This window comes from Microbacterium sp. Leaf151 (genome assembly GCF_001424225.1).
In the GTDB taxonomy this organism is placed as follows: Bacteria; Actinomycetota; Actinomycetes; order Actinomycetales; family Microbacteriaceae; genus Microbacterium.
Window position 1 is genome coordinate 112,595 of record NZ_LMOR01000002.1, and the last position, 19,374, is coordinate 131,968.

The window sequence follows — 19,374 nt, forward strand, 5'->3', positions numbered from 1 at the left end:
GAGCGGTAGGGCCTCGCTGGCAAAGCGCGGCGCCCCGGGCCACCAGCGGAGCGATGTCGGAGGTGCGGTTTAGCGTGGACGCATGCAGATTCCGGATGCCGTTGCCCCCGAGGCATCCCCCCTGCTCGGGGGCGGTCTCGACGTCGACCAGCAGGCGGTGGCGTCGTGGGCGGCGGAGGCCAGCGGAGCCGTGGTCGGCGCCCCGGGCTCGGGCAAGACGACGGCGCTCCTCGCCCGGGTGCGCGAGCTCGTGGCATCCGGGGTCGATCCCGACCACCTGCTCGTGCTCACTCCCACGCGGCCGGCCGCGACGGCGTTGCGCGATCCACTCGCGCTCGCGGTGGGGCGCGCGACATCGGGTGCGCTCGCGCGATCGGTCGCGTCGTTCGCGTTCCAGCTCGTGCGCGGCGCCGAGGTGCGCCGTGGCGCCGAACCACCGCAGCTGCTCACGGGCGGCGATGAAGACCAGATCATCCGCGACCTTCTCGAGGGCGACGCTCTCGACGAGATCGACGGCGTCTCGCGGTGGCCCGACTGGCTCGGCCCCGCGATCAGGGCGACCCGGGGCTTCCGCGGCGATGTTCGCGCGTTCCTCGCCGAGTGCACCGACCTCGGGGTGTCGTCGACCGACCTGGCCGACCTCGCCGTCCACCTCGACCTGCCCGTGTGGGCCTCGCTGGCGTCGTTCTCCGACGAGTACCGCGCCGTCCGCGCGTCGATGCGCGGGGCCCATCGCGACGCCGCCGACCTCGCCCGCGAGGCCGTCGCCGTGCTCGACGACGCCCGCGCGGACCGCGAGTTGCTGGGGCGCTTCGCGGCGCTGCGGTGCATCCTCGTCGACGACGCGCAGGAGCTCACCCCCGGCGGTATCGACGTGCTCGGAGCGTGCCGCGCGCTCGGCATCGGCGTGGTCGCCTTCGGCGACCCCGATGTGGCATCCGGTGCCTTCCGTGGCGCGACCCCGGAGAACTTCGCCCGGCTGGCCCGTGAGCTCGGCACGACGGTCGCCCTGGGGACGCCGCACCGCGGAACGCCCGAACAGGTCGACCTCGTGCGTCAGGTGTCGTCGCGCATCGGCGCCGCCGGCGTCGTCGCGCACCGCCGGGCACCGCAGGGCGCGCCGGTGCAGGGGTCGGTGCGAACCTACCTCCTCCGCTCGCCCGCCGAGGAAGCCGACGCGATCTCGCGGTTGCTGCGGGAACGGCACGTCCTCGGCGGTGTGCCCTGGGGCTCGTGCGCGGTGATCGCGCACGACTCGCGTCAGGTGGCCACCCTCGAGTCCGAGCTCGCCGCGCGCGAGGTTCCGGCCCGGGCCAGCGGGCCCGGCCTGGCGCTCGGGGTGCAGCGACCCGTTCGCGACCTCGTGCGCCTCGTCGAGCTGGGCATGACCGACCCCGACGAGTGGTCTCCCGAGGACATCGTCGACGCGCTCCTCGGCACGTTCGGCGGCCTCGATCCGATCGAACTGCGCCGGCTGCGCACCGCACTGCGGCACGCCGAGGTGGCAGACGGCGGCGTGCACTCGGCGACCGACCTGCTCGTCTCCGGCGTGCGGTATCCGCTCGAACTCGCCGCGGTCGACACCCGCGAGGCGCGGCGGGCCGTCCGCCTCGGCGAGACTCTCTCAGCCCTCGGGGCTCAGGCGCGATCGCGCGCGACCGCACACGAGATGCTGTGGACGGCGTGGGAACGCAGCTCCCTGGCGCGCACCTGGCGAGAGGCCTCACGGGGGCACGGACCCATCGCCGAGCAGGCTGATCGCGACCTCGACGCGGTCGTGGCCCTCTTCCAGGCGGCGAAGCGCTACACCGAACGCGAACCCGACGGCGAAGCCTCGATCTTCCTCCGCGCGGTGCTCGACAGCGACGTGGCGGAAGACCGCATCGAGCAGCCCGCCGTCGTCGACACGGTGCGCATCCTGACCCCCGCCGCTGCGGCGGGCACGGCGTTCGACACGGTGATCATCGCCGGCGTGCAAGAGGGCGTGTGGCCCAACACGCGCCTGCGCGGGGGACTGCTCGAGACCTGGCGCCTCACCGACGCGGTGCAGAACCCCGACCTCCCGGCCGCGGGCATGCTCGATCGACGGCGAGCGGCCATGCACGACGAGCTGCGCCTGTTCGTGCGCGCCCTCAGCCGCGCCGAGCGCATGCTCATCGTCACGGCGGTCGACGACGACGACACCGGACCCAGCGTGCTGTTCGAGATGCTCCCCGCGCCCGAGCCGGCGGCATCCATTCCCGAACACCCGTTGTCACTGCGCGGTCTCGTCGCGCGCCACCGACGCTCGCTCACCGCGCCCCGCGTGCCCACGGCCGATCGCGCCCATGCGGCCGGGCAACTCGCGCTGCTGGCCGCGGCCGACGTGGCCGGGGCGTCGAGCGACGAGTGGTACGGCGTCGCGTCGCCGACCTCCACCGCGCCGCTGCGCGACCTCGATCGCGAAGACGTGCGCGTCTCGCCGTCGCGTCTGCACGCCCTCGAGGAGTGCCAACTCGACTGGGTGATCGCCGACCTCGGCGGCGATCGCGGCGGGACGACCGCCGGCATCGGCACGATCATCCATGCGGCGCTCGAAACGGCGTCGTCGTCGTCCGAAGATGACCTGTGGGCGATCGTCGAGGAGCGCTGGGGAGAACTCGCGTTCGATGCCGTGTGGAGAGAACGGGCCGAACGAACGCGCGCGCGTGATCTCGTACGGCGGCTCGCCGCCTACCTGCGGCGCTTCGACGACGCCGGCGGGCGACTGGTGGGCGCGGAGCGGCACTTCGAGGTGCCGATCCCGCTCGCCGACGCCGGCGAGCACGGCGCCGTGCTCAGCGGCGACATCGACCGTGTCGAGATCACTCCGGCGGGCGAGGTCGTGATCGTGGATCTCAAGACCGGCAAGAACGAACCGCAGACCGACCAGAAGGTCGCCGACAATCCACAGCTCGCGGCGTATCAACTGGCCTTCTCGTCGGGGGCGATCGAGCAGGTGGCGGGGTTGCCGTCGGGTGGGGCGAAACTCCTCGTGCTGCGGCCGAGTGCGACGAAGAAGGACTACGCCGAGCCGACGCAGCAGCCGTTCGACGATGCCCAGCGTGACGAGTTCGTCACGCGCGTCCAGCGCGCCGTCGGCGTCATGCGGGGCACGAGTTTCGCCGCACCGTACGAGGTGCACTGCCGGGACGAGTTCTCCTACGGTCTGTGCCGCATCCACACGGTCTCGGCGGTGAGCGCCTCATGACCGGTGGTCTTTCGGCCGCGACGATTGCGGCCGCATTAGGTCTGTTCCCGCCCACCGCCGAGCAGACGGCCGTCATCGAGGCACCGCTTGCCCCGGCGCTGGTGGTGGCGGGTGCCGGCAGCGGTAAGACCGAGACGATGGCCGGCCGCGTCGTCTGGCTCGTCGCCAATGCTCACGTGCGTCGAGACGAGGTGCTCGGTCTCACGTTCACGCGAAAAGCCGCGGGTGAATTGGCCGAGCGCATCCAGAGGCGACTGCAGCGTCTGTCGGAGTTCGAGTCGCGTGGCCTGTTGCCCGCCCTTCCGGCCCTGCACGCCGCGGGCAGGCTCTCCGTTTTCGGCGACCTGGCGCAGGTCGAGGGCGCCCGCGGCGACGCGGCGCGTCGAGAGGCGCTCGACGCCCTCGCCTCCGAGGTCGGTGTCTCCGCCGTGTCGGCGTCCGACGCCGACCAGCTCCTGCACCGCCCGACGGTGTCGACCTACAACAGCTTCGCCGACTCGATCGTGCGCGAGCATGGGCTGAGGATCGGGCGGGATGCCGAGTCGGCGGTGCTGTCGGAATCCGCCGCTTGGCTGCTCATGCGACGCGTCGTGTTCACCTCCGACGACCCCCGCCTGGAGGAGCGGCAGGAGTCACCGCGCACGCTCATCGACGCGGCTTTGCGGATCGCCCGCGACGGCGTCGACAACCTGGTCGACCTCGATCGGCTCGCGGCCTTCCCCGACGAGTTCGGCCGGGTCGTCGAACGCCCCTCGACCTCCAACCGCGTCGATGTCTACAAAGAGGTAGCGGATGCCGCGACGAAGGTGTCGGCGCTCTCGCTGCTCGCCGACCTCGCCGCGGCGTACGACCGTGAGAAGGCGCGCCTCGGCGTCATGGACTTCGCCGATCAGGTCGCCGGTGCGCTCCGCATCGCCCAGGAGCATCCGGCCGTCGTCGAGGAGCTCCGTGCGCGATACCGTGTCGTGCTGCTCGATGAATACCAAGACACCTCGGTCGTTCAGACCGACCTGCTCGCGACGCTGTTCGGGGGGACGGGGGTCATGGCCGTGGGCGACCCGCACCAGGCCATCTACGCCTGGCGTGGCGCGAGTGCGGGCAACCTGGGCGGATTCCCCGCCGCCTTCGCGCCCGCGTGCGAATCCCAGCACTTCTCCCTGCTGACCAGCTGGCGCAACAGCGCGCGGGTGCTCGACGCCGCCAACGCCGTCCTCGCGCCGCTCGCCGCCCGCGCGGCTGTGGCGGTCGAAGAGCTGCGATCACGGCCGGGTGCGCCCGACGGTGTCGTCGAGACGGTGTTCGAAAACGACCTCGATGCCGAGGCCGACCGAGTCGCGTCATGGTTCGTGGGCGTACGCGCCGCGCGCGCCGCGGAGGGACGCCTCACCACGGGGGCACTGCTGTTCCGCAGCAAGAAGCACATGGTGCGCTTCGGCGACGCGCTGGGCCGTCGCGGCATCCCTCATCGCATCCTCGGGTTGGGGGGTCTGCTCACGACACCCGAGGTGGTCGACGTGGTGTCGGTGCTTCGCGTCATGAGCGACCCCGAGGCGGGGTCCGCCCTCATCCGTCTGCTGTCGGGACCGCGATGGGCGGTCGGCCTCGCCGACCTCCGCGCGCTCGCCCAGGTGGCGCGCCGCCTTGCCACGCACGACGTCGCGCTCCAACCTCTGGCGGCCGACGTGGTGAACCGCCTGCGTTCGACGCCGGGCGCCGACCGGGCTTCGCTCGTCGACGCCCTCGACTTCGTCACGCGCCAGACCGACGGTCACGGTTGGTTGGCCGACATCACGCCCGAGGGGCGCGCGCGTCTGCGCGAGGCGGGGGCCGTGTTCGCCGGGCTCCGCCGTAGTGCCGGCGCCCCGATCCCCGAGCTGATCAGGCTGATCGAGACCGAGCTGCGACTCGACATCGAGCTCGCCGCGAACGAGTCGCGCGGACCCGCGCGCATCGCGTCGGCGCAGCTGCGTGCGTTCGTCGACGAGATCCGCGGCTTCCTCGCGGCCGACGAGTCGGGGTCCGTCGCGAGCCTCCTGGCCTGGCTCGACCACGCCGAGCAGGCCGACGAGTTCGCCCCGCGCACCGAGCCCCCCGAGGCCGACGTCGTCCAATTGCTGACCATCCACGGGTCGAAAGGACTCGAGTGGGATGCCGTGGCGGTGGTGCGGCTCGTGACCGACGAGCTGCCGTCGCTGGCGCGCGACACCAAAGGCTGGTTGGGCTTCGGCATCCTGCCCTCCGAGTTCCGCGGCGACTCCGCCTGGCTACCCGTCTTCGGCTGGCGCGGCGCCGAGACGCAGCAAGATCTGAAGGCAGCGATCGAGGCGTTCGTGTCCGACAATCGCGCACGTCAGCTGGACGAGGATCGACGACTGGCGTACGTGGCGTTCACCCGCGCCCGCGATCATCTTCTGCTGTCGGGGTCGAGTTGGTCGGGCACCAAGCGCCCGCGGCGACCGAGCGTCTTCCTCGAGGAAGCCGCGGAAGCCCTGGGCATCGACCTCGCCGTCGGCGAGCTCGGCGACGATCCGTACGACGGAGAGCGTCGGCTCCTGCACTGGCCGCTGGACCCTCTCGGCGCACGCCGCACCGCCATCACGGCGGCCGTGGCGACCGCCACCGCCGCGCGCGCGAATCCTCCCGCGCGCGCCGACGACGACCTGGAGCTGCTGCTCGCGGAGCGCGCTGACCGCCTGCGGCCGACGCACGCCCCCGCCCCCACGCGCATTCCGGCGTCGAAGTTCAAGGATTTCGTCGCGGACTACGGCCGCGCCGTCGACGACCTGCGGCGGCCGATGCCCGAACGCCCGTACCGTCAGACGCGTCTCGGCACGCTCTTCCATGCCTGGGTGGAGCAGCGCTCGGGCCACGTCGGCGCGGGGATCGGGCTGGACGACGACGGTCTGTGGGATGACGACGAGATCGGGGCGTCCTCCGCCGACGCGGCGGACCTGCAGCGGCTGCGCGAGTGCTTCGAACGGTCGGAGTGGGCGAACCTCCGCCCCCTCGAGGTCGAGACGGAGATCGACTTCGTCACCACGCGACTCGACGGTCGCGAGCACGTCGTCATCTGCAAACTGGATGCCGTGTACCGCCGCGGCGACCGCTACGAGATCGTGGACTGGAAAACGGGTCGGCCGCCCACCACCGACGCCGATCGACGCGCGCGCATGCTGCAGCTCGAGCTCTACCGTGAGGCGTACCACGCCAAGCACGGCATCGACATCGACCTCATCGACGTGACGTTGTTCTACGTCGGCGACGAACTGGTGCTTCGGAGCTGAGAGACACCCGCGTGGGGTGCTTACCGGCTCAGGCGGGTTCGCCCGGGGCTCTGTCGAACGCCAGGGCGTGGCGGGGCGGCCGCGCCCGGGTGAACGCTCAGGCGGGGTCGCCCGAGACCCCCCAGCGGCGGAGAGCGGCCCGGCTCGCGCGGAGGGCGTCTTCTTCGTCGTCGACGACCGTCTCGGGAGTCGATCCCGCGTGCGACGGCTCCCGCTTCGAGGCCGCAGCCGTGCGAGCCGTGGCGTCGCCGTGGTCCGACCCTTCCGCGGCGTCCGCAGCGGCGCCGCGCGGTGCGTCGTCACCCCAACCTTCCAGGTCGACGGGAGCGGTGGCGTCGTGGTCGTTGCCGTCGGGCGCGGGCAACTGGTCTACGTGGAGGGCGCCGGTGGCGGCATCCGGATTCGCACGGTCGTCCATCGCGGCGGCGAGCGCATCTGCGGCGGCGGCGCGATCCCGCTCGACCGCGAGGTACAGCGACAGGGCCTCGGGGTCGTAGGCGTCGGTCTGCATCGACGTGTCGACGCGACCGGGCGCCGACACGGGAGGCACGCTCTCGACGAGCGCCATGGCGTCGTCGATGTCGCTCCGCGTGTCGGGCACGATGTGATCGCCGCGGACGCCGTCGGCCAGGGCGTCGAGCAGGGCGACCGCGTCGTCGACCACGTCGGCCTGTCCGGCGTCGTGACCGTGGACGAGCCACCGGGCGAATTCCAGTTCGGCATACAGGCGGGCGCGCTCACGCAGCAGGGGATCGGGTGACCGGTCGCCGGCCGCGGCGTAGCCCTCGTGCACGTCGTCGGCGGCGGCGGGGGCGGATGCCAGCCACCGCAGGTCGACCGCCGGGTCGCCGACGCTGAGGCCGGCCCAGTCGAGAACCCCCGCGACGTGCGGGATGCCGTCGGCGTCGTCGGCGAGGACGACCGACGCGCTGGTCGCGCCGCCCAGGACGACCGCGGACTCGAAACGCCATAGTTCGTCGACGTCGAGGGCACGCCGCCAGCGCAGCATGAGGTCATCACTGACGCGCCCCGTGGCGTCGGCGCGGTCGAGCAGGCGTCGGATGTCGTCGCGGACCTGCTCGGACGTGCGGACCGGGAGACCGTCGGTACGCACGATGGATGCCGGGAGGGCATGGACGGCCGCGAGCGCCCCGCCGATCGCGGGTGCGTAACCGGGCCCCTTCGGCAGCTGCGCGGGATCGATGCGGTAGCCGTCGATGCGATCGACCACGAGCACGCGCTGCGTACCGGACCCGCTCTCGCCGAGGACCTCGGGCACGGCGAACGGCAAGAGTGCCCGCACGCCGGCGGTCAGGGCGTGCAGGGCTCGCGACTCCGCGGCCAGGTCGTGGGCGCCCTCTTCGCCGGCAGGCATGCGCACGACGACCTCGCGGCCGTCGTCGGTGCGCGCGAGCGCCGAGTCGAACCGTCCGCCCGCGTTCTCGGTGAGGGCCCGAGCGCTGGTGAACACGGTGCCGGGCAGAGCCGTCGTCGCCGACGCAGCTAAAATGAGGGGCGAGCGTGCCATGCCTCCCAGGGTAGGTGGGCCTCTCGCCCCGCCGTCCACGCCACGCCCTTGAGCGGGGGAGCTCGCGCCGGAACCGCCCGCCCCGTCCACTCGTGAGAGAGGTGCCTCATGACGCGCTCCGTGTTCACGCCGTCCGCCGCAGATCCCGCTGCGGGTCCGGAAGTGCGTATCGACAGGTCGGCCGCGGAGCGGGACGACCGCGATCTGCTGCCCCGCCTCCTGAACGACACCCTCACCCGCGTGCTCGCCGTGCGTCGCGACGCCGCGCCTGTCATCGGGGGCCATCTCGCCCTGGCCGAGGTCGACCGACTTCGGGGGGCCACCCTCGAGAAGACCGCGACCACCGTGCCCGGCGTTCACGAGTGGGCGTTCCTGGGCCGTGACGGCGACGGGGGAGCGATCCTGCTCGCCGTCCTGGCCGACGACGCCCCCGACGACCTCGTCGCGGACGCCGCCTGGGCGCCGTTGCGCGCCGCCGGGGGCGATCTGCCCGCCAGCGAGGCGGAGGTGCTCACCACCGCCGTTGCCCTGGCCGGTTGGTTGCGCGACGCGCCCTTCTGCCCTGCGTGCGGCACGCTCACGCAGGTGCGCCATGCCGGGTGGTCGCGACACTGCCCGGCGTGCGGGCGAGAGCACTTTCCACGCACCGATCCGGCCGTGATCGTGCTTCTCACGTCAGCGGAATCCGACGACCGGATACTGCTCGGGGCCAACGCCGCGTGGGGCGGCCAGAGGTACTCGTGCTTCGCCGGGTTCGCCGAGGCGGGGGAATCCCTGGAAGACGCCGTCGCTCGTGAGGTGGAGGAAGAAGCCGGTGTCCGGTTGCGCGACATCGCGTACAGGGGTTCGCAAGCGTGGCCGTACCCGCGGTCGCTCATGCTCGGATTCCGCGCCCGGGTCGTCGACGACGGCGATGCCCGCCCCGACGGCGAAGAGATCGTCGAGGTGCGGTGGTTCACCCGCGACGAGATCGGTGCGGCGCTGCGCGAGGAGTCCGACGTGACGCTGCCGGGCGCGGCATCCATCGCCCGACGTCTCATCGACGACTGGTACCGGGGGATCGCATGACCGGCCCGCTCGACGACCTCGACGAGCACCAGCTCGAAGCCGCGCGTTCCCTGCGCGGGCCGGTCTGCGTGCTCGCCGGCGCGGGGACCGGCAAGACGCGCGTCATCACGCGGCGCATCGCGCACGGTGTCGACACGGGTGCGTACTCGCCCCAGCGAGTGATGGCGGTGACCTTCACCGCCAAGGCAGCGGGTGAGATGCGGGGGCGTCTGCGTGCGCTCGGGGTGTCGGGGGTATCGGCCCGGACGTTCCACGCCGCTGCTCTCGCACAGGTCAACTTCTTCTGGCCCACGCTCGCCGGCGACCAGGCCCCCTCGATCATCGACAACAAGGTGCGCATGCTCGCGCACGCGGCCGACGGCGTGGGCCTCTCGCCGGACACCGCGACGCTGCGCGACGTCGCGGCCGCGATCGAATGGCGCAAGGTCACCCTGCGCTCCATCGACCGGTACGCGGCGGACCGACCCGAGGGCGTCGGTCGTCTGGGCGTCGACCAGGTCGTCGCCCTGCAGCGCGCGTACGAGAAGCTCAAGGACGAGCGGCGCCAGATGGACTTCGAAGACGTGCTGCTGACGTGCGCCGGGATGATCGAGGCCGAGCCGCACGTCGCCGCCGCGGTGCGCGAGCAGTACCGGCACTTCACCGTGGATGAGTACCAAGACGTCTCGCCGCTGCAGAACCGCGTGCTCGAGCTGTGGCTGGGGGATCGGCGCGACCTGTGCGTCGTGGGTGACGCGAGTCAGACGGTCTACTCGTTCACGGGCGCCGATGCGAGGTACCTGCTGGACTTCGAGCGCACCCACGAGGACGCTCGCGTCGTGCGGCTCGAACGGAACTACCGCTCCACGGCCCCCGTGCTCGCCGTGGCCAACGAGCTCATGCGCGGACGAGCGGGCGCCCTCGAACTGGTCGCGGCGAGCGCTCTGGACACACCGACCCCCACCGTGCGCGCCTTCGACGACGACGAGGACGAGGCCACCGCGGTGGCGCGGTCGATCGCCGACTCCCTGATCCGCGGCGTCGACCCGCACGACATCGCGGTGCTCTACCGCGCACACGCGCAGTCGGCGGCGCTGCTCACCGCATTGTCGGGGGTCGGCGTGGCGGCATCGGTGCTGGGCGGGCGCAAGTTCTTCGACCTGCCGGAGGTGCGCCAGGCGCTCATGACGCTCCGGGCGGCATCGGTCGCCCCGATGGAGACGGGTTTCCTCGCCACGGTGCGCGACGTCTTGCGCAGCGTCGGACTCACCGACGACCCGCCGGCGGCCGGCGGCGCGCTGCGCGAGGCGTGGGAGGCGCGGGCGGCACTGCTGCGTCTCGCCGAAGACGCACCGGAGGGCACCGACCTGCGCGCGTTCACCGATGATCTGCAGGCACGTGCGCGCGACCAGCACGAGCCGACGACGCGCACGGTGACGCTCGCCACGCTGCACGCGGCGAAGGGTCTCGAGTGGGATCACGTGTACCTCGTGGGGGTGAGCGAGGGGTTGCTGCCCATCTCGTACGCGAAGACGTTCGAGGCGGTCGACGAGGAGCGGCGCCTTGCCTACGTCGGTGTCACGCGAGCGGCGCGGACGCTGTCGGTGAGCTGGGCGCGAGGTCGGGGGCGCATGGAACGGTCTCCCTCGCGCTTCCTTCGGGAGATCGGCACTGGCACTCTTCGCTCGGCCGATGCAACTCCCATGCCCGCCGGAACGAATCGGCGCGCAGGCGCAGCGACCTCGTCGTCGACGCGATCGGCCCGCTGAGCAGAAATCGGGCGGCGCGTCCCGCCTCGGCGGCGAGGGCGACGTCGACGTCGGGGCGCGGGCGGCCCAGGAGCTGGGCGGCGATCGAGGGCCATTGTGCGTCGTCACGGCGCCGGGCCGCGTCGAGGCAGGCGAGACACGCGGTGCGCCCGGGGACCACCACGGGACCGACGGCGGCGCTGCCGCCGTCGAGCGTGAGCGGGATGTGCGTGACGTCTGCGCTGAGCAGCGCGGCCGCGCGTCGCGGGTCGACGCGGTGGGCGGCCAGAAGCACCACGTGCGTGCCGGTCGGAACGCGGTGTCCGGCCGATCCGGCCCAGGGGATCACGCTCCCACGCGGTGGGAGGGCAGCGAGGACGGCTCGAACGACACGCGCCGGCAGATCGTCGGCGACCTGCACGGCGATCGGCGTTCCTCGCCGGGACGAGGCGATCGCGGGCGCCACCGCGTCGAGGAGCGCGTCGCCGTCGCCGTCGGCCGCGCCGTGCACGCGCGCGAGACCTCGCACTTCCGCCCGCGTCGTGCCGGCCACGAGAGCCGCGACCACGACGTCGACCCATCGACCGGCGAACGGGGTGTGAGCGAGCGCGGGCGCACCGAACTGCACACGGCCGTCATCGCGCCAGAGGGGGAGAGCGGAGGGATCGAGTCGGATCATGGCTCGATCCTGACCCGCCCATCGACCCCGGATGCCGCTGTCCCCACCCGCGGTGACGTTCCGGCGCGTGGGGAGGAGCCGTGAACAGCCACCGCGGTGCGGCCGTCGCCGGGACAGCGGCCGTCGCCGGGACAGCGGCCACCGCCTGATCCTCGCCGTGCGCCGGCGAGGAGGGACCGAGCCCAGCGAACGTACGAACGCGCCCGGGGGAGACCATGGATCTCCTCGCCGGGCGCGTTCGAGAGCGAGAGACCTACACCGGCCGCTGGTCGCCCGGCGCCGGGTCGTCGTCGGGCCGATCGTCGTCCGACGTCGGAGCGGTCCCCGTGTCTGCGGCATCCTCGCCGGCGTCGTCGGTCCGGCCGCCCTCGGCCTCTTCGGCCAGCAGCTGCGCGAGTGCGTCGTCCATCGCATCCGAGGGAGCCGCCTCGCCGCGGGAGGCAGCCGTGAGGCGCGCGATGAGGGCGGCGGGGTCGTCGATGTCGTCGGCGGTGGGCATGAGGTCGGGGTAGTCCCACAGCGCGTCACGTCCCTCGACGCCGACCGCGTCTGTCACCTGACGCCACATCACAGCGGCTTCGCGCATGCGGCGCGGACGCAGTTCGAGACCGACGAGCGAGCCGAGCGCCTGCTCGGCGGGGCCGCCGACCGCGCGACGCCGGCGAACGGCCTCGGCGATGCGCGCGGCCGAGGGAAGGCGGGAGGTCGCGTCTTCGGTGACGACGTCGACCCATCCCTCGATCGTGGCGAGCAGGTTCTCGAGGCGCGTGAGGGCAGCGGTCTGCTCCTCGGAGCGTTCGGGCAGCAGCGCTCCGCTCTCGAGCGCACCGCGCAACTCTTCCGGCTGCGACGGATCGAAGCGCGAGGCGAGTTCTTCGAGGGCGTCGGTGTCGACGCGGATCCCGTGCGCGAAATCGCGCACCTGGGAGATCACGTGCAGCCGCAGCCAGCGCGCGTGACGGAACAGGCGGGCGTGCGCCAACTCGCGCGTCGCGAGGTACAGCGCCAGCTGGTCGTCGGGGATCTCGAGATCACGGCCGAAGTCTGCGAAGTTCTGCGGCAGGATGGCCGCCTCGCCGTCGGGCATGACCGGGATGCCGACATCGCCGCCGCCGACGACCTCGGTCGAGAGCCGGCCGACGACGTGACCGAGCTGCGTCGCGAAGAGCGACCCGCCCACGGTGCGCATGAGGCGCCCCGCTCCGGCGATCATCTCCTGCATGTCGTCGGGTGCCTGCTGGCCGAGAGCCGCGGTCAGGGCGTCGGCGATGCTCGTGGCGACGGGCTCGGCGAGCTCCTGCCAGACCGGGAGCGTCGCGGCGACCCAGGCGCCACGGGTGACGGCGCGGGGCGGGAGCGGCAGGTCGGCGATGGTCGTCGCCTCGCCCAGCCAGAGGCCCGCGAGCGTGAAGGCCTGGTCGAGGTCGGTGCGCTGACCCGTGGTCACGCCCAATCCGTCCTGGTTGGCGATGTGCAGGGCCTGGCGCTCCGCCAGGCTCCAGTCGACGCCCTCCTGCGTGCCCGCGAAAGCGCCCTGCAGCTGGTTCATGACCTGCTGCAGCATGGCGGGGTCGATCTGCATGCCCGATAGGCGGGAGAGCTGCTCGGGGTCGATCCCGCTGGTGTCGCCCGACATCAGGCGGCGCATCAGCTCCTGGAACTCCTCCTCGGGGCTCCGGTCGTCGGGCCCGCGGTTCTCGTCTGCCATTTCGGCCGCCTTTCAGCCAGGTCTGGGGGAACGAGTCCTACGCTAGTCGCACGCTTCCCCGCATCTGCCGGCCCGGCCTCGCGCCGCTTACGCCGCACGCGAACGACCCGGCAAAGGACCCCCCCACCGTGACCCTGTTCGATGAGAACGTCGCCGTCGTGCCGGCGCCCCGCGAGCGGTGGAGTCGTCGCTCCGTCGTCGGTGTGTGGGCGCTCACCATCGCCTCGCTCGTTCTGCTCACCCTGACGTTCCTGCCCTCGGCATACGTCATCCAGCAGCCCGGCCCCGTCTTCGACACGTTGGGCACCTCGCAGAACGCCGACGGACAGGACGTCCCGCTCATCTCGGTCCCGGACGAAGACGACACCACCTCCACCGGGCAGCTCGATCTGCTGACGGTGCAGGTGAGCGGAAATCGCGAGCGCACCCCCTCGTGGCTCGAGCTCGCCGGGGCGTGGTTCGACCGCTCCCGCGCCGTCGTGCCCATCGATCGCATCTTCCCCGCGGGCCAGAGCACCGAGCAGCGCAACACCGAGAACGCCGCCCTCATGACCGACTCGCAGAACGAAGCCAGCGCGGCTGCCCTCCGCGAGCTGGGGTACGACGTTCCGGCGGAGATCACCGTTGCGAGCACCGACGACGACGGAGCGTCGGCGGGTCGACTGCAACTGAACGACGTGATCGACTCGGTCGACGGCACGGCCGTCACGAGCGTCGAGGGGATCCGTTCCAAGGTCCAGGATGCCGCGGGCGGCCCGGTCACCGTGGGCTTCGAGCGCGATGGCATCCCGGGTTCCGCGCAGATCACCCCCCGCGAGACGACGGTGGACGGGCAGACGCAGTACCTCCTGGGCGTCGTTCTCGGCATCTCGTTCGATCTCCCCGTCGACGTCACCATCCAGCTGAACGACGTGGGCGGCCCCAGTGCGGGGATGATGTTCGCGCTCGGGATCATCGACAAGATGTCGCCGGGCGACCTCACCGGTGGCGTGCACTACGCCGGCACCGGGACGATCGACGCCGACGGCAACGTCGGACCGATCGGCGGCATCCGACAGAAGCTCTACGGGGCTCTGGATGCCGGCGCGACGATGTTCCTGGCTCCCGAGGCGAACTGCAATGAGGTCGTGGGTCACGTGCCCGACGGTCTGCGCGTGTTCTCGACATCGACTCTGGAGCAATCTCTGACGGTGCTGGAGACGGTGCGCGAGGGAGGCGACCTCGACGCCCTTCCCACGTGTGGCTCGGGATCGTAGCATTCACGGCTTACCCCGAGAAGGCCACGCCTAGGATGAAGGGGTGACCACGACCTCAGTGCCGAACCAGGCCACGCCCCCGAATCGCTCCCGACGGATCGTCTCCATCACTCTGGCGGTGATCGCCGCGCTCGTCGTGGCATTCTTCGTCTTCGCCAACCTGTATTCCGACTGGCTGTGGTTCGCACAGCTGGGCTTCACGGGCGTGCTTACCACGCAGTGGATCGGTCGCAGCGTGATGTTCGTCGTCGGCTTCCTGGCCATGGCGGTGCCGGTGTGGGGCGTCATTCAACTCGCATACCGCCTGCGCCCGGTGTACGCGCGCCTCAACTCGCAGCTCGATCGCTACCAGGAGGTCGTGGAGCCGCTCCGCCGCCTCGCCATGTGGGGCATCCCCATCTTCTTCGGCTTCTTCGCCGGCTTCGCCGCGTCCGCCCAGTGGGAGACCACGTGGCTGTGGATCAACGGCGTGACGACCTCCGTCACCGACCCGCAGTTCGGCCTCGACACCGGCTTCTATCTCTTCGCGATGCCGTTCTACGCCGCGGCCCTCGGGTTCGCCTCGGCCGTGGTGCTCGTGTGCCTTCTGCTGACGGCCGTCGTGTCGTACCTCTACGGTTCGGTGCGTGTGGGTCAGCGCGAGCTGCGCATCTCCAAGGCCGCCCGTATCCAGCTCGCCATCCTCGCCGGTCTCTACCTGCTCCTGCAGGGTGCGAGCCTGTGGCTCGACCGTTTCCGCACACTGGTGGAGCCGTCGGAGCGCATCACGGGTCCCGGCTACGTGGGAGCGAACGCGGTCATCCCCGGTCAGACGATCCTCGCGATCGCCGCCGTCATCGTCGCCCTGGCGTTCTTCGTCACCGCGTTCCTCGGCCGCTGGCGCTACCCCCTCATCGGTACGGCCCTCCTGGTCGTCTCGGCCGTCGTCGTGGGCGCGGCCATCCCGTGGGCGGTCACCACCTTCCAGGTGCGCCCCAACGAGCTCACCCTCGAGAGCCAGTACTACCAGCGCAACCTCGACGGAACGAAGGCCGCCTACGGCATCGACAACGTCGAGAAAGAGAACTTCCAGGCCACGACCGAGGCCGAGGCCGGTCAGTTGCGCGACGACGCGGAGTCCACCGCGCAGCTGCGCATCATGGATCCCGCGATCATCGGCCCGACCGTGCGCCAGCTCGAGCAGTACCGCGCGTACTACCAGTTCACGAACCCGCTCGACGTCGACCGCTACACGATCAACGGCGAGACGCAGGACACCGTCGTCTCGCTGCGCGAGCTGAACATCGGCCAGCTCGGCGACGCCGCCTCGTGGCAGAACACCACCCTCGTCTACACGCACGGCTACGGCATGGTGGCGGCCGCCGGTAACGAGCGCACCGCCGACGGCGACCCGGTGTTCCTCGAGCAGGCCATCCCCGGCACGGGCTTCCTCACCGATCTGCAGTACCAGCCGCGCGTCTACTTCGGCGAGCAGTCGCCGACGTACTCGATCGTCGGTGCGCCCGAAGGCACGGACCCGATCGAGCTCGACTATCCGCTGGGCGCGGACGGCGGCACCGAGACCCGCACCACGTTCGACGGCGACGGCGGACCGAGCGTGGGCAACGTCTTCAACCGCCTCATCTACGCGCTGAAGTTCCAGTCGGAGCAGATCCTCTTCTCGGACAGCGTCAACGATGCATCCCAGATCCTCTACGACCGCGACCCCAAGACGCGCGTCCAGAAGGCCGCGCCGTATTTGACGCTCGACAGCGACCCGTACCCCACGGTGGTCGACGGTCGTATCAAGTGGGTCATCGACGGCTACACCACCAGTGCGAACTACCCGTACTCGACCGGCGTCTCGCTCTCCCGCGCCATCGCCGACTCGAACAACCCGGCTCCGACCTACGCACTGGATGACATCAACTACATCCGTAACTCGGTCAAGGCCACGGTCGACGCGTACGACGGCTCGGTCGATCTGTACGCGTGGGACGACGAGGACCCGCTGCTGAAGGCGTGGCAGAACATCTACCCGACCTCACTCCAGCCCTGGAGCGCCATGTCGGCGGATCTCATGAGCCACGTGCGCTACCCGACCGACCTAATGAAGGTGCAGCGCTCCATGCTCGGCGTCTACCACGTCGACGACGCGGTGTCGTTCTACCGTCAGGACAACCGCTGGACCACCCCGAACGACCCGCAGGACCCGGCGACCTTCCAGCCGCCGTACTACCTGACGATGAAGATGCCCAGCCAGGACGACCCGTCGTACTCGATGTTCACGAGCTTCATCCCGGCATCCCAGGGTGGACAGGCACGAAACGTGCTGACGGGTTATCTCGCGGTGGATTCCAACGCCGGAGACCAGGCGGGGTCCAAACGTGACGACTACGGACGTCTGAGGATGCTCGTGATCGATGCGGCCACCACGGTGCCCGGACCCGGTCAGGTGCAGAACACCTTCGACTCCGATACCGCCGTCTCGTCGCAGATCAACATCCTGCAGCAGGGGCAGTCGGAGGTGCTGAACGGCAACCTGCTGACCCTCCCGGTCGGCGGTGGTCTGCTCTACGTGCAGCCGGTGTTCGTGCAGTCGTCCGGTGACACGCAGCTGCCGCAGCTGCGGCGCGTGCTGGTGGCGTTCGGTAATGAGATCGCGTTCGAGAACACGCTGAGCGAGGCCCTCGACACCCTGTTCGGCGGTGACTCCGGCGCCAACACGGGCGACGAGGCCGTCACCCCGGTCGACCAGGGCCAGGGCGGAGACACCGGTGGTACCGGCGGCGGCACCACCGTCCCGGCCGGCGACTACGCTGCGGCGCTGCAAGAGGCCGGCGACGCGCTCACCGCCCGACAGGCGGCGCTGACAAGCGGCGATCTGGCCGCGTTCGCCACGCAGGATGCCCGCCTCACGGCAGCGGTCCAGCGTCTGCTCGCCCTCGAGGCGGAGGGACAGGGTGGCGCAACCACTCCGACCCCGACCCCCGAGGCCACGCCCGCGGGCTGACGACCCTCACCACGACGCCGGCGCTCCGCATCCGCGGGGCGCCGGCGTCGTCGTACGGCCGTCGAGCCCTACCCCGGCGGACGACCCGTCGAGTGTCCAGGACACGCCGGTCGCCGCGCTCCTCAACGGCGAGTCTTGGACACTCAACAGATGTGATGGCGCACCCGCGGTCGTCCCGTCCGCGACCTCACGGCGTACCCACGCACCCGTTGAGTGTCCACGACACTCCGCGTTCCGCCCGCGGGTGCGGCGAGTCTTGGACACTCAACACCGTGTGAGCGCCAGACGGGCGGTCCGGGCGTCCGGGACACCCGCTACGCCCGCCCCGCTCCAGGCGCGGTGGCGCGCTATGCGCTGAGGAACCACCACCAGATCAGCAGCATCGTCGTGCCGAATCCGGCGATCTGGTTCAGCCAGAGGAAACGGTTCCACCCTGCGGTGGCGCGGTCGCTCTCGGCATCCGTCACGTTCCGGTAGGGCCAGCAGACCACCAGGTACGGGACCACCAGCACTGCCGTCAACGGCCCCGGCCAGGCGGTGAAGAGCATCGCCACGCCGGCCAACGCGTAGGCGGTGAGGGCGAAGCGCACGGTCCACCGCGCCCCTCGGGCGGTCGCGATCGACGAGATGTCGGCGGCGCGGTCGGCCTCGACGTCCTGCACGGCTCCGAAGGCGTGCGACGCGATGCCCCACAGCGCGAAGGCCACGAAAACGAACACCAGCTGCGGCGTCCAGACGGCCCCCGCGAGCACGAAGCCGTACACGGCGGGGGAGAAGAAGTGGATGCTGCTGGTCATCGAGTCGAGGAACGGTCGTTCCTTCAACCGCAGCGGGGGAGCGGAATAGAACACGACGAAGAACAGGCTGAGCGCGAGCACAAGCCACGACAGCGGCGAACCGATGATGACCAGGTACACCACGAACGGCAGGCACGACAGGGCCGCGGCCCATAGCGTGATCGGGTGCATCCGCTTGGCGAGCACCGCGCCGTGTGTGCCGCCCTTACGGGGGTTGCGCAGGTCGGACTCGTAGTCGAACACATCGTTCACGCCGTACATCGCGAGGTTGTACGGCACGAGGAAGAAGATGATGCCGACGATCAGCGGTGCATCGATCTGTCGGGTCGTGAGCAGGTACGCGGCGGCGAACGGGAAGGCCGTGTTGATCCAGCTCACCGGACGAGATGACACGAACAGCTCGCGCACGATGCGAACAGGTGTCAGCGCGGGCAGAGTCATGCGGCATCCTTCGACGACGTGTGGGGGGAGAGCAGCGTGAACACCGCCGGGACGAGGAAGGCGGCGCACAACGGATACGCGAAGTCCTCGATCGGTGCGAGTCCGACGCGCAGGCCGCTGAGGTGCTCGGTGGGGTAGGTGAAGAGGTCGACCGCGATCATGAGGTTGTCGAACACCAGGGTGAGCGCGACCAGCACCAGGGCGAGAAGACCCGAGGATGCCATGCGCTCGCGGAACCGCGGGCGCCCCCGCGTCGCGAGGGTCACCAGCACCGTGGCGATCACGAAGGGCAGGACGATCAGCGGATAGGTCACGCGCGCCCCCGGATGCCGGCGCGAGCCCGCGCCCGCGCCCGCGCCCGCGCCCGACGCTCGAAGACCGCGTACATGACGACCGACAGATAGCTCAGGAACAGCAGGAAGAAGACCTCTTCGAGCGGCAGGTGGGGAGCGAGCTCGACCCCCACGAAGAGCGGACTCTCGCCCTTCACGAACACCCCCGTCACGATTCCCACGGCGTCCCACACGAGGAAGAACGCCGTCGCGATGAGCACCGTCAGGGTCGTGCGCAGCGGGGCTACGCGCAGCGCCAGCGAGAACTTCACGTCGATCGCGATCATGCCCGCCAGCGAGAACAGGATCGCGCCCAGGTAGATCCCGGGCACC

Annotated in this window: 12 protein-coding genes; 7 read left to right on the forward strand and 5 right to left on the reverse strand. The window is 71.1% G+C overall.

Going from position 1 to position 19,374, the window contains the following annotated elements; all coding sequences use genetic code 11:
• The first annotated feature begins 82 nt into the window (after positions 1-82).
• Both ASF76_RS04610 and ASF76_RS04615 read left to right on the forward strand, forming a co-directional pair.
• Positions 83-3,229: an ATP-dependent helicase gene (locus ASF76_RS04610; protein ID WP_055953720.1), complete on the forward strand. Its 3,147-nt coding sequence runs from the start codon at positions 83-85 to the stop codon at positions 3,227-3,229.
• Positions 3,226-6,513 (forward strand): ATP-dependent DNA helicase, encoded by a 3,288-nt coding sequence (locus ASF76_RS04615; RefSeq protein WP_055953723.1) that lies wholly within the window; start codon positions 3,226-3,228, stop codon positions 6,511-6,513. The genes ASF76_RS04610 and ASF76_RS04615 overlap by 4 nt, the downstream gene beginning before the upstream one ends.
• Positions 6,514-6,610: 97 nt before the next feature.
• Here the strand turns inward: ASF76_RS04615 and ASF76_RS04620 are convergent, their stop codons facing one another.
• Entirely contained in the window at positions 6,611-8,041 is a 1,431-nt protein-coding gene (locus tag ASF76_RS04620) for a phosphotransferase (RefSeq protein WP_055953726.1), read from the reverse strand.
• Positions 8,042-8,149: 108 nt separating this feature from the next.
• Here ASF76_RS04620 and nudC point away from each other — a divergent pair, with 108 nt between their 5' ends.
• From nudC to ASF76_RS04635, 3 genes are all read left to right on the forward strand, one after another.
• A complete protein-coding gene (gene nudC / locus ASF76_RS04625; protein WP_055953729.1) occupies positions 8,150-9,109 on the forward strand; it encodes an NAD(+) diphosphatase in 960 nt (319 codons plus the stop codon).
• Complete coding sequence (locus tag ASF76_RS04630; protein WP_055953732.1) at positions 9,106-10,857, forward strand: ATP-dependent helicase; 1,752 nt, start codon at positions 9,106-9,108, stop codon at positions 10,855-10,857. Before nudC ends, ASF76_RS04630 begins: the two co-directional genes overlap by 4 nt.
• Positions 10,858-11,062: 205 nt before the next feature.
• Positions 11,063-11,599, forward strand: coding sequence for a hypothetical protein (locus ASF76_RS04635; RefSeq protein WP_156459148.1), 537 nt, complete (start codon positions 11,063-11,065; stop codon positions 11,597-11,599).
• 169 nt (positions 11,600-11,768) lie between these two features.
• On the opposite strand, the gene ASF76_RS04640 is transcribed toward ASF76_RS04635, so the two are convergent.
• Positions 11,769-13,223 (reverse strand): zinc-dependent metalloprotease, encoded by a 1,455-nt coding sequence (locus tag ASF76_RS04640; RefSeq protein ID WP_055953739.1) that lies wholly within the window; start codon positions 13,221-13,223, stop codon positions 11,769-11,771.
• Positions 13,224-13,351: 128 nt separating this feature from the next.
• Between ASF76_RS04640 and ASF76_RS04645 the strand changes: the two genes are divergently transcribed.
• Together ASF76_RS04645 and ASF76_RS04650 are read left to right on the forward strand one after the other, a co-directional pair.
• On the forward strand, positions 13,352-14,479 hold the full coding sequence (locus ASF76_RS04645) for a YlbL family protein (protein ID WP_055953742.1): 1,128 nt from the start codon (positions 13,352-13,354) through the stop codon (positions 14,477-14,479).
• Positions 14,480-14,522: 43 nt separating this feature from the next.
• A complete protein-coding gene (locus ASF76_RS04650) occupies positions 14,523-17,471 on the forward strand; it encodes a UPF0182 family membrane protein (protein WP_055953745.1) in 2,949 nt (982 codons plus the stop codon).
• 347 nt (positions 17,472-17,818) lie between these two features.
• On the opposite strand, the gene ASF76_RS04655 is transcribed toward ASF76_RS04650, so the two are convergent.
• Genes ASF76_RS04655 through ASF76_RS04665 form a run of 3 tightly spaced genes read right to left on the reverse strand, consistent with a single transcriptional unit; the run spans position 17,819 to position 19,373 of the window.
• The gene (locus ASF76_RS04655) at positions 17,819-18,709 is read right to left on the reverse strand and encodes a prenyltransferase (protein ID WP_200936079.1); all 891 of its coding nucleotides are present in this window, start codon (positions 18,707-18,709) and stop codon (positions 17,819-17,821) included.
• Positions 18,706-19,023, reverse strand: coding sequence for a lycopene cyclase domain-containing protein (locus tag ASF76_RS04660; RefSeq protein WP_055953748.1), 318 nt, complete (start codon positions 19,021-19,023; stop codon positions 18,706-18,708). Before ASF76_RS04660 ends, ASF76_RS04655 begins: the two co-directional genes overlap by 4 nt.
• The gene (locus ASF76_RS04665; protein WP_055953751.1) at positions 19,020-19,373 is read right to left on the reverse strand and encodes a lycopene cyclase domain-containing protein; all 354 of its coding nucleotides are present in this window, start codon (positions 19,371-19,373) and stop codon (positions 19,020-19,022) included. The genes ASF76_RS04660 and ASF76_RS04665 overlap by 4 nt, the downstream gene beginning before the upstream one ends.
• Between the last annotated feature and the right edge of the window lies 1 nt (position 19,374).

Excerpts from the sequence above, each read along its gene's own strand:
- ASF76_RS04620 (WP_055953726.1), bottom strand. The coding sequence starts at position 8,041 with ATGGCACGCTCGCCCCTCATTTTAGCTGCGTCGGCGACGACGGCTCTG.
- ASF76_RS04615 (WP_055953723.1), top strand. The coding sequence starts at position 3,226 with ATGACCGGTGGTCTTTCGGCCGCGACGATTGCGGCCGCATTAGGTCTG.
- ASF76_RS04630 (WP_055953732.1), top strand. The coding sequence starts at position 9,106 with ATGACCGGCCCGCTCGACGACCTCGACGAGCACCAGCTCGAAGCCGCG.
- nudC (WP_055953729.1), top strand. The coding sequence starts at position 8,150 with ATGACGCGCTCCGTGTTCACGCCGTCCGCCGCAGATCCCGCTGCGGGT.
- ASF76_RS04610 (WP_055953720.1), top strand. The coding sequence starts at position 83 with ATGCAGATTCCGGATGCCGTTGCCCCCGAGGCATCCCCCCTGCTCGGG.
- ASF76_RS04655 (WP_200936079.1), bottom strand. The coding sequence starts at position 18,709 with ATGACTCTGCCCGCGCTGACACCTGTTCGCATCGTGCGCGAGCTGTTC.
- ASF76_RS04640 (WP_055953739.1), bottom strand. The coding sequence starts at position 13,223 with ATGGCAGACGAGAACCGCGGGCCCGACGACCGGAGCCCCGAGGAGGAG.